This window comes from Marinobacter sp. KMM 10035 (genome assembly GCF_046537445.1).
Classification (GTDB): domain Bacteria; phylum Pseudomonadota; class Gammaproteobacteria; order Pseudomonadales; family Oleiphilaceae; genus Marinobacter; species Marinobacter sediminicola.
On record NZ_JBBVMG010000001.1, the window covers coordinates 2,048,248 to 2,061,150 of the forward strand.

Annotated in this window: 13 protein-coding genes; 10 read left to right on the forward strand and 3 right to left on the reverse strand. The window is 54.0% G+C overall.

The window, feature by feature from the left end; genetic code table 11:
• Nucleotides 1-109 precede the first annotated feature (109 nt).
• Nucleotides 110-988 carry a PHP domain-containing protein gene (locus AADB16_RS09165; RefSeq protein ID WP_410802802.1) on the forward strand — a complete coding sequence of 293 codons (879 nt, stop codon included), beginning with the start codon at nt 110-112 and terminating at the stop codon, nt 986-988.
• Here AADB16_RS09165 and AADB16_RS09170 read toward each other — a convergent pair.
• Both AADB16_RS09170 and rne read right to left on the reverse strand, forming a co-directional pair.
• A complete protein-coding gene (locus AADB16_RS09170) occupies nt 985-1,527 on the reverse strand; it encodes a YecA family protein (RefSeq protein WP_410802804.1) in 543 nt (180 codons plus the stop codon). The two genes, AADB16_RS09165 and AADB16_RS09170, sit on opposite strands and share 4 nt — an antisense overlap.
• 3 nt (nt 1,528-1,530) lie before the next feature.
• Entirely contained in the window at nt 1,531-4,665 is a 3,135-nt protein-coding gene (gene rne / locus AADB16_RS09175; RefSeq protein WP_410802806.1) for a ribonuclease E, read from the reverse strand.
• 614 nt (nt 4,666-5,279) lie between these two features.
• Here rne and rluC point away from each other — a divergent pair.
• The 3 genes from rluC to AADB16_RS09190 are packed head-to-tail and all read left to right on the forward strand — an operon-like array spanning nt 5,280 to nt 8,055.
• A complete protein-coding gene (rluC, locus tag AADB16_RS09180) occupies nt 5,280-6,344 on the forward strand; it encodes a 23S rRNA pseudouridine(955/2504/2580) synthase RluC (RefSeq protein WP_309043143.1) in 1,065 nt (354 codons plus the stop codon).
• Nucleotides 6,344-6,991 (forward strand): HAD family hydrolase, encoded by a 648-nt coding sequence (locus AADB16_RS09185; protein ID WP_410802808.1) that lies wholly within the window; start codon nt 6,344-6,346, stop codon nt 6,989-6,991. Before rluC ends, AADB16_RS09185 begins: the two co-directional genes overlap by 1 nt.
• 38 nt (nt 6,992-7,029) lie before the next feature.
• Nucleotides 7,030-8,055: a S49 family peptidase gene (locus tag AADB16_RS09190; protein WP_410802810.1), complete on the forward strand. Its 1,026-nt coding sequence runs from the start codon at nt 7,030-7,032 to the stop codon at nt 8,053-8,055.
• Between the two features lie 19 nt (nt 8,056-8,074).
• Here AADB16_RS09190 and AADB16_RS09195 read toward each other — a convergent pair whose 3' ends face one another.
• Complete coding sequence (locus tag AADB16_RS09195) at nt 8,075-8,671, reverse strand: Maf family protein (protein ID WP_410802812.1); 597 nt, start codon at nt 8,669-8,671, stop codon at nt 8,075-8,077.
• A gap of 138 nt (nt 8,672-8,809) precedes the next feature.
• Between AADB16_RS09195 and AADB16_RS09200 the strand changes: the two genes are divergently transcribed.
• From AADB16_RS09200 to acpP, 6 genes are all read left to right on the forward strand, one after another.
• Nucleotides 8,810-9,364 carry a YceD family protein gene (locus tag AADB16_RS09200; RefSeq protein WP_410802814.1) on the forward strand — a complete coding sequence of 185 codons (555 nt, stop codon included), beginning with the start codon at nt 8,810-8,812 and terminating at the stop codon, nt 9,362-9,364.
• Nucleotides 9,365-9,469: 105 nt separating this feature from the next.
• A complete protein-coding gene (gene rpmF, locus AADB16_RS09205; RefSeq protein WP_298447841.1) occupies nt 9,470-9,649 on the forward strand; it encodes a 50S ribosomal protein L32 in 180 nt (59 codons plus the stop codon).
• A gap of 43 nt (nt 9,650-9,692) precedes the next feature.
• Nucleotides 9,693-10,694, forward strand: a complete 1,002-nt coding sequence (gene plsX, locus AADB16_RS09210) for a phosphate acyltransferase PlsX (protein WP_298447839.1) — start codon at nt 9,693-9,695, stop codon at nt 10,692-10,694.
• A gap of 129 nt (nt 10,695-10,823) precedes the next feature.
• Entirely contained in the window at nt 10,824-11,762 is a 939-nt protein-coding gene (fabD, locus tag AADB16_RS09215) for an ACP S-malonyltransferase (RefSeq protein WP_309043147.1), read from the forward strand.
• 18 nt (nt 11,763-11,780) lie between these two features.
• Nucleotides 11,781-12,524: a 3-oxoacyl-ACP reductase FabG gene (gene fabG / locus AADB16_RS09220; protein ID WP_410802816.1), complete on the forward strand. Its 744-nt coding sequence runs from the start codon at nt 11,781-11,783 to the stop codon at nt 12,522-12,524.
• A gap of 137 nt (nt 12,525-12,661) precedes the next feature.
• Entirely contained in the window at nt 12,662-12,895 is a 234-nt protein-coding gene (gene acpP / locus AADB16_RS09225; protein WP_012136033.1) for an acyl carrier protein, read from the forward strand.
• Nucleotides 12,896-12,903 lie beyond the last annotated feature (8 nt).

The following is a 12,903-nucleotide window of genomic DNA, read 5'->3' on the forward strand; positions in this document are numbered from 1 at the left end:
TGACGCATGGAGTTGCGGGGCTGGTACACTGTATGTTCCGGTCAGCATAATCTGGCCTGAACCTGAGTGTTGCCATTCACTTCGTTATTTATTTCATTTGGAAATTTTTGTGACTATACCGCAAGACCCCGTTTTGTGCATTGATCTGCATTGTCATAGCACCGCGTCAGATGGGGCGCTCTCACCCACGGAGCTATTGGTTCGTGCTGCAGAGAACAAGGTTACGCATCTTGCTCTTACGGATCACGATACGATTAGCGGCCTTGCTGAAGCCCAGGTTGCAGCAGACGCCAATGGAGTGGTGTTGATTTCTGGTATCGAGCTTTCCTGCTTGTGGCGAAGTCGCACGATACACATCGTCGGGTTGGACTTTGATATCAACAACAGCGAATTTCTCGCGGCGTTGGAGCAGCAAAACCGTAACCGTTGGGCCAGAGCCGCGATGATTACTGAGCGGCTGAGCAAACTTGCCATTCCGGACTTGCTTGAGCGTGCCACTACAGAAGCTGGCGGTGATGTGCCTGGGCGGCCACACTTTGCACGGGTGATGGTGGAGTCAGGTGTGGTGAAAAATGCTGCACAGGCGTTCAAGCGCCACCTGGGGGCGGGTAAAGTGGGTGATGTAAAGGCCTACTGGCCAGAATTGGCGGAAGTTGTGCGATGGATCAATTCAGCGGGAGGAGTTGCGGTACTGGCTCATCCCAGAAAGTATCAGCTTACTGCAACGAAGTTGCGGGAACTGACGGCCGATTTTCGCCGTGCCGGGGGGCAGTCCATTGAAGTGAGCACATCGGGGCAATCCAGTGGTGACCTTGGGTTTTTAACCGAATTATGTATGCGGGAGAAGCTTCTTGCGTCTCAGGGTAGTGATTTTCACTTTCCCGGTGCGCCTTGGTGTGAGCTGGGGCGGATAATGAAAATGCCAGACGGGCTGGAGCCAGTCTGGCATCATTTCAAGCAGGTTCCTGGCGCCCACGCACCGGATTAATCCGGTGCGTGGAACAGCAGGTAAAGATCAGTCAGCGAGTCAGGAATAGCATCTGCCATCTGACCTGACAGCTTTTCACTGCTGCGAACGTTTTGGAAGTCTTCGTCATCAAACAGTCCTGACAGTGTCAGCATGGGTACCATCAGGTCGGCTGTCTCTTCTTCGCTTGCGGCGTCCAGCCACTCATCTTCATGCTCCAGGAAGGTGTCCACAAAACCTGCACACCAGTTTTCCAGTGCATTCATCGGGTCACCGTCTTCCGGTTCCGGAAGTTCAATAGCCTGGCCCATATCGAGGGCTTTGGCCATGTCTCCTGCCAGTTGCGTAACGCACTGGCGGAAGGTTTCCGGAATTCCGCCGCCGGGTGTGTCATCGGTACCCGTCACGAGCCGGAAAACGGTTTCCACGCTCAGTTTGGCTGGCCCGACGACACTGGCGCAGACCACGCCATGAAAGCCGAAGAAGTCCAGGGCGTCGTCGCCCCAAGGCTCTGCGAACAGTATGTCTTCCAGTGCTTCGATGTCGGAATTGGACAGCATCGGTTAGTTTTCCTCGGATTTTTTGGCTGCTTCGGCCGCTTGTTGGCGCTTGCGCATTTCACGAGGGTCGTTGTATGCGCGCCCGGGGGTTACTGGAATACCAGTATCAGTAACCGGCGTGGCTGCTGCCGGAGCAGGTTTGCTCTGTTCTGGCGCGGGCTTATCTGCCGGTGCCTTCCCTGCAGACTTGTCTTCAGCTTCTGCAGGCTTATCCTCAGCGGCAGTTTTGGCTTTGCTTCTGGCGGGCGCTGATCTTGGCTTTCGAGCCGGAGCTGCTTCGCTTTGAGGAACGGCAGGCTCAGCCTTTGCAGCGGGTGTTTCTTTAGTCTGCTTGGCTGAAGACTCTTTGGTCTCATTAGCTAAGGGCTCTTTAGCCTCTTTAGCCGAGGGCTCTTTAATTTCTTTAGCAGATGGCTCTTCGGCTTTAGCGGAAGACGCTTCTGCAGCTCTTACTGTGGGCTCGGCTGTTGCTGAGGGCTTCTGTTCGGCCTCTGCAGCAGGCTTTTGCGCTGGCTCAGTTGTGGGCTTGCTGGCAGGCTCAGGGGTGCGCTCACTAGCGCTCTGGGCCTCAGGCTCCTTAGCCTTGGGGGCAGGAGATGCCTTGCTCGCCTCGGTTGTCGCTTCAGGTGTATCAACTTTAGGCTTTGCAGCAGGTACTTCGGGCTTTTCAGCTGCCAAATCTTTAGCTGGAACTTGAGGCTTTTTCGCCTGCTCCGGTTGCTTTTGCTCGGCTTGCTGAGCCCCTGGTGCATCGGTAGTAACGTGAGCATTGGCCTTTGCAGGCACGGCTGCAGCTGCTGTTTTCACATCAGCGTTGTCGTTACCTGCTTCAGGCTGAGTGTCCTTCTGATGCCGCTCATTGCGGGTGTTCTTGCGGGCAGCTGGTGTAGATGCCGGGTTCTCGGAAGGTGAGCCATCCCGATTACGGGGGCGGCGTGGCTTACGACGGCTATCGTCAGAGCTGGACTTTTCAGTAGAGGCCTTTTGTGGGGCGTCTTGCTGAACCGTGTCTTTTTGATCACCGTTATTTTTAGCTTCACGCTGCGGGCGATTGCGGTTTTGACCACGGTTCTGGCCATCTTTTCGGTTGTCCCGACGGTTATCGCCACCGCGACTTTCACCATTTCTGTTGTCAGAGCCCTTGGTGTCGGTGTCAGCAGCCTGACGATTCTGATTGGGGCGGGTCTGGTCGTCGTTACGGTTGCGGCCGCGCGAGCGGTTTTCGTCACCGCGGTTCGACTGGTTGTTGCTTTGACGGCGCTCGTTAGGCTTGCGGTTGGTTCCGCCAGCGTTTTGGCTATCGCGGGCAACACGTGTTTTACGGCGATCTTGCCGAGCCTGGTTGCGCTGATCTTCGCGGTTAGCGTTTGCCTTGGCTTTGCCTTTGCCGCTGACTTCGCTCTGAGACTCTTCTTCACCGCTAAAGAAGCACGCAATCTTGCGGCCTATTCTGCGGAACAGGCCATCGTCTTGCTCTGCTGACGCTTGGGCGGCAGCTGCTTGCGGGGCTGCTGCAGTCGGAACAGGAGCCCTTGGGCGAATAGCCCTTATGGCAGCCTGTTCGCGAGCAGGTTTGTCCGCTGCTGGCGTTTCAAAGACTTCTTCTTCGCGCTCGCTGTATTCCTGAGCTACCTGGTGGCTCGACACATGCTCGGGAGCTGCTTCGTCGTCGCGCATACGCAGGATTTCAAAGTGCGGTGTTTCCATGTGGGGAACCGGCACAATAACAATGTTCACTTCCTGGCGGGCTTCAATATCGGCAAGCTGCTTGCGCTTTTCGTTAAGCAGGAATGTGGCCACAGAAACCGGCACTATAGCCCGTACCTCTCCGGTCTTGTCCTTGGATGACTCTTCGTAGATAAGGCGCATTATGCTCAATGCCAGGGATTCGATGCCACGGATCGTGCCTTGGCCTTCACAGCGCGGGCAGACTTCACTGCGGGTTTCTCCCAGAGAAGGGCGCAGCCGTTGGCGTGACATCTCCAGCAGTCCGAAGCGTGAGATCTTGCCAACCTGAACACGGGCACGGTCGATTTCCAGGGCTTCGCGCATTTTCTGCTCGACTTCGCGCTGGTGTCTGGCTGGGGTCATGTCGATAAAGTCGATGACGATCAGGCCGCCCATGTCTCGCAAGCGGAGCTGGCGTGCAATTTCTTCGGCTGCTTCCAGGTTAGTCTGGTAAGCGGTCTCTTCGATATCCTGGCCCTTGGTGGCACGGGATGAGTTGATGTCGATGGAAACCAGAGCTTCTGTTGGATCGATAACAATAGAGCCGCCAGAGGGGAGCTTTACCTCACGCTGGAATGCGGTCTCAATCTGGCCTTCAATTTGATACCGGCTGAACAAAGGGATTTCGTCCTTGTACAGCTTGATCTTGTTCTCGAAGGTTGGCATTACTGCGCGAACGAAGTTAAGCACGTCTTCGTAAACGCCTTCCGAGTCGATCAGTACCTCTCCGATATCCTGGCGCAGGTAATCGCGAACAGCACGGATGATAACGTTGCTTTCCTGATGAATCAGGAAGGGTGCCTTGCGCTCACCGGCGGCCTGGGTAATGGCTTCCCAGAATTGCACCAGGTAGTCGAGATCCCACTGAAGCTCTTCAGACGTGCGGCCGATGCCTGCGGTGCGCACAATAATGCCCATGGACTTGGGCACCTGAACGCTGTTCATGGCATCTTTCAGCTGCGCGCGCTCTTCCCCTTCAATGCGGCGGGAGATACCACCTGCACGAGGGTTATTGGGCATCAACACAAGATAGCGGCCGGCAAGGGAGATAAAGGTTGTCAGTGCGGCACCTTTGTTACCACGCTCTTCTTTATCAACCTGAACAATGACTTCCTGACCTTCAGCAACCACTTCCTTGATGTTCACCTTGCCTTCAATTTGGCCTGGTGACTTTTTGAAGTAATCCCGGGAGATTTCTTTTAATGGCAAAAAGCCATGGCGGTCTGCACCGAAGTCTACAAATGCGGCTTCCAGGCTCGGCTCTACGCGGGTAATTCGCCCCTTGTAGATGTTGGCCTTTTTCTGCTCACGGGAGCTGGATTCGATATCGAGGTCAAACAGACGCTGGCCGTCAACCAGGGCGACGCGCAACTCTTCTGGGTGAGTTGCATTGATGAGCATTCTTTTCATGGAAAGAGGTTATTCCTGTCAGTAAATTTTGACAGAAAACCATAGGGCGTCGCATCTGCGAAGCAGGGATATGCGTGCCGCTGGCCCTGTTACATCAGGGGGTGAGCGGCGGACAGACGAATCATTCCCTTCCGGGGTATGATCCCGTTGATCTGAGACCACCGCTGACAATCCGCCTACCTAATGGCAGAGAAGAGTCGTATAGGGTTCGTGTCTGTTGGCGCATATAATCCGTTTTCTAGTTCACACAAGTGCCTGGGTCTCACGTCGTATTCGTAAGCTGGACGGCCCGGCCTTGCGTGGCAGTGATTCTTCGCGATATCGCCCGGCGGTTTTCCGCGCGGTTTCAGTTTCTCCGGTGTCAGCTCGCCGTTTCTTTATTACGGGTCTGCTCTGACACTCCGGAAGCATTTCTTACGCCGTGCCCGATAGTGATTGGGCGTCCGGCGTTCAAACTCTTGAATAGTGTCGGTATACTCTTCTGCCGCTCCGGCTTCTGACTAGAGTAGGTCAGGCCGTAGACAAACGACAGATCACGCCGGAATATAACAGTATTCAAAGAACCGTTCAATCCTGCTTTTGTCGCCAGTTTTACCACCCGTGAAAGGAACCTTATGTCTCGCAAAACTGCTACCGGAAAGCCCGCTAAATCCCGGGTGAGAAAGTCGGCGCCTCATCCGGTGTCTCGCGAAGACAGCAAGCAGGCTAGCCCTGGCCCGCAAGTGGTGCAGCAGGGGGTTGTATGGGTAACGGTAGATGAGGATAACCATGGTCAGCGCGTGGATAATTTTTTGTTGGCGCAGCTTCGTGGGGTGCCCAGAAGCATCATTTATCGCATCGTGCGCAAAGGCGAGGTGCGAATTAATAAGGGCAGGGTGAAGCCGGATACCCGTCTTGTGACGGGCGATCAGGTGCGTATCCCACCGGTTATACGGAAAGAAAAAGTGCCGCAAGCTGCTCCAGGTAGTCGGGTGCAGAGTGTCGTAGAGGCTGCGGTAGTGTTCGAGAACGACCAGATGCTGGTGGTTAATAAGCCATCTGGAATAGCAGTGCACGGTGGTAGTGGTCTCAGTTTCGGGTTGATTGAGGTGCTGCGGTCAGCTCGGCCGGAGGCGCGCTTCCTCGAATTGGTGCATCGCTTGGACAGGGATACTTCCGGTCTGGTTATGGTTGCCAAGAAACGCTCAGCTTTGCGTTTTTTGCAAGATGAACTTCGGCAAAGGCGCATTCGCAAGCAGTACCATGCACTGGTTGCCGGGGATTGGCCGGATAAGCTTAGTCGTGTTGAAGAGCCTTTGTTGCGCTATGAAATGCCTAATGGGGAGCGTCGGGTCAGGGTGGATGAAGCTGGCAAGGCCTCATTGACAACCTTTCGTTGTTTGGAGCGCTACAAAGGGTACAGTCTGGTGGAGGCCTCGCCCATTACTGGTCGAACCCATCAGATTCGCGTTCACAGTTTGTGTTCCGGTCATCCGATAGCGGGTGATGACAAGTATATGGATGATGTAAGTCTCAAAGCGTTTCGGGCGGTTGGTGGGCAGCGTTTAATGTTGCACGCCAGAGCACTCGAATTCTCCCTGCCTGTTACCGGGGAGGCGGTTCGGTTTGAGGCACCTTATGATGATGTATTCAGTCACGTGCTAGGCAGGCTTGAAGTGCGTGCGACGGGAGCAGATTAATGGATGTGAAAGCGGTTATCTTCGATTGGGATGGAACCTTGGTGGATTCCGTAGACCATATTGCCGAGAGCCTGCACCAGGCAGCCACAGATCTCGGGTACCCGGCGCTGGAGCGAGAGGCATACCGGGACATAATTGGTTTGGGCATGGTTGAGGCTTTGGAGCGGCTTTATCCGGGGCTTGGTCGCGACGAGATAACAAGCATACGAGAAGGGTATGCGAATTATTTCTTTCGTAAAATAACAACGCCGCAGAATCTTTTTGAAGGTATGGCGGATGTCGTACTGGATCTTCAGAGTTCTGGTCGCGGGTGTTCGGTAGCAACTGGCAAAAGTCGCAGAGGGCTTGAGCCCGCGCTGGTTTCCAGTGGGTTGGGGCCGCATTTTGATATTACCCGCTGCGCCGATGAAACCCGATCCAAGCCAGATCCGCGCATGCTGGAAGAGATTTTGCTTTTTTATGGCATCAAGCCTGCCGAAGCCGTCATGATCGGCGATACCCGTTATGACCTGGAAATGGCGCAGCGAATCGGCATGCCCTCGATTGGTGTGGAGTGGGGTGTGCACAAGCGCGACGTGCTTGGTGATTATGCGCCTCACGCGATTGTAGATACTGTTACGGACCTTCGCGACGTACTTGGTTTGTAGGTTGACCTTGGTAAATTTATTTCTGACAGGAAACGTTCATGAGTGACTGGGATTCCGATAAAACGCCTGAGTGGGGAGATAAACCTGCTGAGCAAGGTGCGTTGCGACGCAAGCCAAACCTGCCGCCGGAGACAGGGCGCGACTGGAAGTTGATAGAAAAGCTGGTGATGTCATTGCAGTCTGAGCAGCGTCGTAGCCGGCGCTGGGGTATCTTTTTCAAGTTCCTTACCTTTGCTTACCTGTTTGCACTGTTGGCGATTGTTTGGTCACCGCTCGGTGGGAGCTTGGAGGCAACAACTGGCGAGCATACAGCGGTTGTCGAAATTAACGGGCCAATTTCTGCTGATGAGATTGCCAGTGCCGACAATATTGTTGGCTCGTTGCGATCAGCATTTGAGCAGGAGAATGCTGTGGCGGTGATATTACGTATTAATAGTCCGGGAGGGAGTCCTGTTCAGTCCGGTTATATTTACGACGAGATCAAACGCCTCAGGGGCGAGCACCCGGAGAAGAAAGTCTATGCGGTGATCTCGGATATCGGTGCGTCCGGCGCTTATTATATTGCGGCAGCGGCTGATGAAATCTACGCAAACCGCGCCAGCCTTGTAGGCTCTATTGGTGTTGTAGCTGGCGGTTTCGGGTTTACAGGTGCTATGGATAAGCTGGGTGTTGAGCGTAGGCTTTATACATCAGGCGATAACAAGGCGTTCCTGGATCCGTTTTCCCCAGAGCAAGAAGGGGAGGTGGCCTTCTGGCAAAGCGTGCTCGAGAACACGCATCAGCAATTTATAGAGGCTGTAAAGAAAGGGCGCGGAGACCGCCTTGCGGACGATGAGCGGCTGTTTAGCGGGTTGGTTTGGAGTGGAGAGCAGGCTCTTGAGCTTGGGCTGATTGATGGGCTGGGAAGCACCTCCTATGTTGCCAGGCAGATTGTTGGTCAGGAAGACTTGGTCGATTACAGTCGCCGCAAAGGGGCGCTGCGAGATCTTGTGGATCAGCTTGGTGTCTCTTTTGGTCAGGGCATTGCTTCGCAACTCGTGGAGTCTCGACTGGAATTACGCTAATAGCGGGCGGGAGAGCTTGCTAGGGCTCCATTAGCGGATTTCTGCCCCAGGCTATCAGCATTTCATTGAGCGCGATAAGTGGGAGGCCGACAAGACTGTTCGGGTCTCTGCCTTGCAGTTCTCGGAAAAGGCTTATGCCCAGGCCTTCCATTTTAAAGCTGCCCGCGCAGTCGTAAGGTTCTTCTTTGTGCAGGTATGCGTCGATCTCCCGGGTCGTCAGATCGCGAAAATGTACGGTAAATTGCTCACAATAAGTTTGTAGATTTCCGGAGTCGACGTCCAGAAGCGCAAGCCCGGTATGGAAGTTGACGCTTTTGCTACTGCACTGCTCCAGTTGCTGGAAGGCAGTTGAGTAATTTCCGGGTTTATTTAACAGGGTGCCGTTGGGTAGGGCGGCAACTTGATCCGAGCCAATAATCCAATGTCCTGGGTAACTGGAAGCCAAGGCTATGGATTTACTTTCGGCTAAGCGTGTCGCCAGGGTAACGGGATCTTCTCCTGGTACTGGTGATTCGTTAATATTCGGACTTGCACAGCTGAAGGGCAGCCCGAGCCGGGCTAGAAGCTCCCGGCGATAAGGGGAAGAAGACGCCAGCAGCAGGTGTTTCCGGGGCATGAGTCGGTGCTCCTTCGATAATTTTGGGCCAATTTCTGTGCCCGTATCGTAAAATACACCTACGAAAACGGAAAGCCCTTGGCAAAAGCGGACGAAGTCTTTGACAGCAGCGAGCTTCGCCCCTAGAATTGCGCGCCTATGTCAAATGCGTCTAGTGCCGAATTACCGAAAATAGTCGACCCATATAAGTTGGCGGAGCACAGCAGCGTACTGGAGGGAGAAATTCCTCTCAGTGCATTGTCTCGTTTCCGTGAAGCTGTTTTTGGGTTTGAAGATGGTGCTGTCTGTCGCGTAAAGCTGTCCTTTTATAAGGATAGCGAGCGTCGCCGCATCGTCTCGGGTGAGTTGGAGGTTCCGGTAAATCTGGAGTGCCAGCGTTGCATGGGGCCTATGAAATCTGTGTTGGTTTCTCAGTTCGTACTTGGGCTGGTGACCAGTGATGAGCAGGCCCAAGGTTTGCCTAAAGACCTTGAACCTTTTCTGACTGATGATTTCAGTGCGGATTTGTGGTCGATGACAGAGGACGAGTTGCTGTTGGTTTTGGCACCGTACCCTCTTCACGATCGGGGCGAATGCCCGGCTAACGAAGACCTGAAAGCTTATGAGCCAGATGGTTCTTCTGCAAAACCTGAGAAGAAGGCAGGCGAAAACCCGTTCAGTGTGCTGGCGGGGCTCAAGAATACAAAGCATTAATCAGGGCGTGGGCATCTATAATGGGCGCCGGCGCAATCAAACGAACATACGTTATTCGTAACCCTATTCAAGTAAAGTTTACGTTAACAGGTCAGGAGTAGAACCATGGCTGTACAGAAGAACCGTAAGACTCGTTCCAAGCGTGGCATGCGTCGTGCCCACGATGCCCTGAGCACTGCAGCTCTGAGCACTGATTCAACAACGGGTGAAGTTCATCGCCGTCACCACGTATCTCCAGACGGGTTTTACCGTGGCAAGCAGGTAATCGAAGCTAACGACGAGTAATCTCGTTGTATAGCCGCGCAAACCTCAATCGAGTGGGCAAGCGGTGAATCCGGTTACCATAGCGGTTGACGCCATGAGTGGCGATCGAGGCCCGGCAGTGGTAGTAGCTGCGGCCCTCGAAGCGGTGTGTGAAAACAAAGCCTTGAGCTTCATTCTGGTGGGAATCCGGAGTGAGCTTGAGGCTTTGTTGCATGAGGGGCACCCACGAATTCGTATTGTTGAAGCTGCAGACGTTGTGCGCATGAACGAGCGCCCGTCCCATGCGTTGCGGCATAAAAAAAACTCGTCCATGGCAATTGCCTTGAGGCTGGTGCGTGATGGCGAGGCTCAGGGGTGTGTCAGTGCGGGGAATACCGGGGCCTTGATGGCATTTGGTCGTTCCATTATCCGTATGTATCCGGGCATTGAACGCCCTGCAATCACCAAACTTATCCCCTCGCTACGGGGGCGCTGCCATGTTCTGGATCTTGGCGCCAACGTTGATTCCAGTGCGGAAAACCTCTACCAATATGCTCTGATGGGCTCATTGATGGCATCGGCAATCTGCAGTCAGGGCGAGCCACGCGTGGCGCTGCTGAACGTAGGCGAGGAGGAGATAAAAGGCAACGAGCAAGTTCGTCTTGCCTCTCACATGCTCGCCCAATGCGACTCCATTAACTACATCGGCTACGTGGAAGGCAGTGATCTGTTTCGTGATGTTGCGGATGTAGTGGTTTGTGATGGCTTTGTGGGTAATATCGCGCTGAAAACGGGCGAGGGTGTCGCCGGGTTGCTTATTGAGTTGATGGAGCAGGCATTTACCCGCACTCTTTACGGCCGTTTTGTAGGTCTTCTCGCACGTCCTATCATCGGTAGGCTTCTCCGTTTGATGGATCCTTCGCGGCACAATGGTGCCAGCCTTCTTGGCCTTCAGGGCGTGGTTATAAAAAGCCACGGCAACGCCAATGAACGGGCCATGCTTGCGGCCATTCGCCAAGCCGTTCTTGAGGTTGAACTCGAGGTCCCCAGGCGCATTAATGAGCGTCTCGATGATTTGATGCTTTGAGTAGCCCTCTGCCTCTGGCTCCTTGAAAAAGAGCTTGTTTGAAATCATTCGGTTTATTCGCGCAAAATCCAGCCAACTTGTACTATTGGCTAATCTCCTGAAACTCCCAATGACGATAAGATCCCGCTTATGAAATCAGCCTTTATATTTCCCGGACAGGGTTCCCAGTCGGTTGGCATGCTATCCATAGCTGCCGAATCTTGGCCCATGATTAACAAAACCTTTGCAGAAGCCTCGAATGTGCTGGGCTACGACTTGTGGCATCTTTGCCAGAAAGGGCCGGCAGAAGAGCTCAATCAGACCATGATTACCCAGCCCGCGATGCTGACTGCAAGCGTCGCACTATGGCGTGAGTGGTTTGTTGCCGGCGGGCCGCGGCCCGATTTTCTGGCGGGGCACAGTCTGGGTGAGTACAGTGCGCTGGTAGCTGCTGAAAGCCTTGATTTTGTAGAAGCTGTGAAATTGGTGCGCCTGCGTGGTGAACTGATGCAAGAGGCCGTTCCTGCTGGCGAAGGCAAAATGGCGGCTATTCTTGGTCTGGAGGACGCCGATGTTGTTGCGGCCTGTGAAGAAGCTGCGAATGGCGATGTGGTGGCAGCGGTTAATTTTAACGCGCCCGGCCAGGTTGTCATTGCCGGCTCAGTTGCCGCTGTTGATCGGGCTATTGAAGCCTGTAAAGCCAGGGGCGCGCGTAAGGCTATGCCTTTGCCGGTCAGCGTTCCTTCGCACTGTGCTTTAATGAAGGGCGCAGCTGAAGAGCTGGGTCAGGCTCTGGATGAGGTTCGTTTTAACGATGCTGTCATCCCGGTTATACAGAATGTTAACGCTGCAGCGGTTACAGATTCAGCTACACTAAAGGCAAATCTGTTGAAGCAGTTGTATTCTCCGGTATTGTGGACGGATTCGGTTCGCACACTGGTGGGGAATGACGTTAAGGTTGCCCTTGAGTGTGGCACTGGCAAAGTGCTTGCAGGGCTGGCCAAGCGAATTGACCGGGGGCTCGCCGTTCATGGCATCGAAGACCCCGAGGCGTTGGCTGCTGCACTTGCGGCATTTGAACCGTCTTGATGTTTAATGGAGTTGTGCATGTCTCTGGAAGGTAAAACAGCACTGGTAACCGGTGCTACTCGCGGAATCGGAAAAGCTATTGCTCTGGCGCTCGCAAAGCAGGGTGCAGAGGTTGTCGGCACTGCCACAACCGCAGAGGGGGCAGCAACTATTACCGAAAACCTCCAGGCGGCTGGTGCAAACGGTTATGGCATCGTGATGAACGTCGCGGATGCCGAAAGCATTGAAGCTGGCCTGAAAGAAATAGCCAATAGATCTGCGGCACCTCTGATTTTGGTCAATAATGCTGGCATCACCCGTGATAACCTGCTGATGCGGCTGAAAGACGATGATTGGGCGGCGGTTCTCGAAACCAACCTCTCAAGCGTGTACCGTACGACTAAAGCTGTGTTGCGAGGCATGGCGAAGGCACGTTGGGGGCGCGTTATCAACGTAAGCTCTGTGGTTGCCAGTATGGGCAATGCCGGGCAGAGCAATTACTGTGCAGCAAAAGCCGGCGTTGAGGGGTTTACCCGCAGCCTTGCTAAAGAAATGTCGAATCGTGGCATCACAGCGAATTGTGTGGCCCCTGGATTTATCGACACAGATATGACAAAAAAACTGGACGACAAGCAGCGTGAAGCTATGCTGGAAATCATACCCGCGGGTCGTTTGGGGGAGCCGGAAGAGGTGGCAGCGCTTGTTGCTTTCCTGGCATCGGATGTTGCCGGTTACGTGACTGGGGAAACCATTCATGTGAACGGCGGAATGTACATGGGATAGGCTCCAGCATCGGAGCTCGTGCGCAACTCGTTGTCGCGCAACATGTTTAACCGGATCCCTGCTTGTTTGCAGGTAGGGTTTACACTAAACTGGCAGCACTTGAGTTGCTTGGTAGATACACAATAAGTGAGGACATTATGAGTACAGTTGAAGAGCGCGTTAAGAAGATCGTTTGTGAACAGCTGGGCGTTAAAGAGTCCGAAGTTCAGAACTCATCTTCTTTTGTAGAGGATCTTGGCGCTGACTCACTGGACACCGTTGAGCTGGTGATGGCACTGGAAGAGGAATTTGAAACTGAAATTCCTGATGAAGAAGCCGAGAAGCTGGCCAGTGTTCAGGACGCGATCGACTACATCGTCGCGCATACCTGATACTCTGC

Coding starts and splice junctions, on each gene's coding strand:
- AADB16_RS09195 (WP_410802812.1), bottom strand. CDS start 8,671: ATGCCCCGGAAACACCTGCTGCTGGCGTCTTCTTCCCCTTATCGCCGG.
- rluC (WP_309043143.1), top strand. CDS start 5,280: ATGTCTCGCAAAACTGCTACCGGAAAGCCCGCTAAATCCCGGGTGAGA.
- AADB16_RS09190 (WP_410802810.1), top strand. CDS start 7,030: ATGAGTGACTGGGATTCCGATAAAACGCCTGAGTGGGGAGATAAACCT.
- AADB16_RS09200 (WP_410802814.1), top strand. CDS start 8,810: ATGTCAAATGCGTCTAGTGCCGAATTACCGAAAATAGTCGACCCATAT.
- fabD (WP_309043147.1), top strand. CDS start 10,824: ATGAAATCAGCCTTTATATTTCCCGGACAGGGTTCCCAGTCGGTTGGC.
- AADB16_RS09170 (WP_410802804.1), bottom strand. CDS start 1,527: ATGCTGTCCAATTCCGACATCGAAGCACTGGAAGACATACTGTTCGCA.
- acpP (WP_012136033.1), top strand. CDS start 12,662: ATGAGTACAGTTGAAGAGCGCGTTAAGAAGATCGTTTGTGAACAGCTG.
- rne (WP_410802806.1), bottom strand. CDS start 4,665: ATGAAAAGAATGCTCATCAATGCAACTCACCCAGAAGAGTTGCGCGTC.
- AADB16_RS09185 (WP_410802808.1), top strand. CDS start 6,344: ATGGATGTGAAAGCGGTTATCTTCGATTGGGATGGAACCTTGGTGGAT.
- rpmF (WP_298447841.1), top strand. CDS start 9,470: ATGGCTGTACAGAAGAACCGTAAGACTCGTTCCAAGCGTGGCATGCGT.
- fabG (WP_410802816.1), top strand. CDS start 11,781: ATGTCTCTGGAAGGTAAAACAGCACTGGTAACCGGTGCTACTCGCGGA.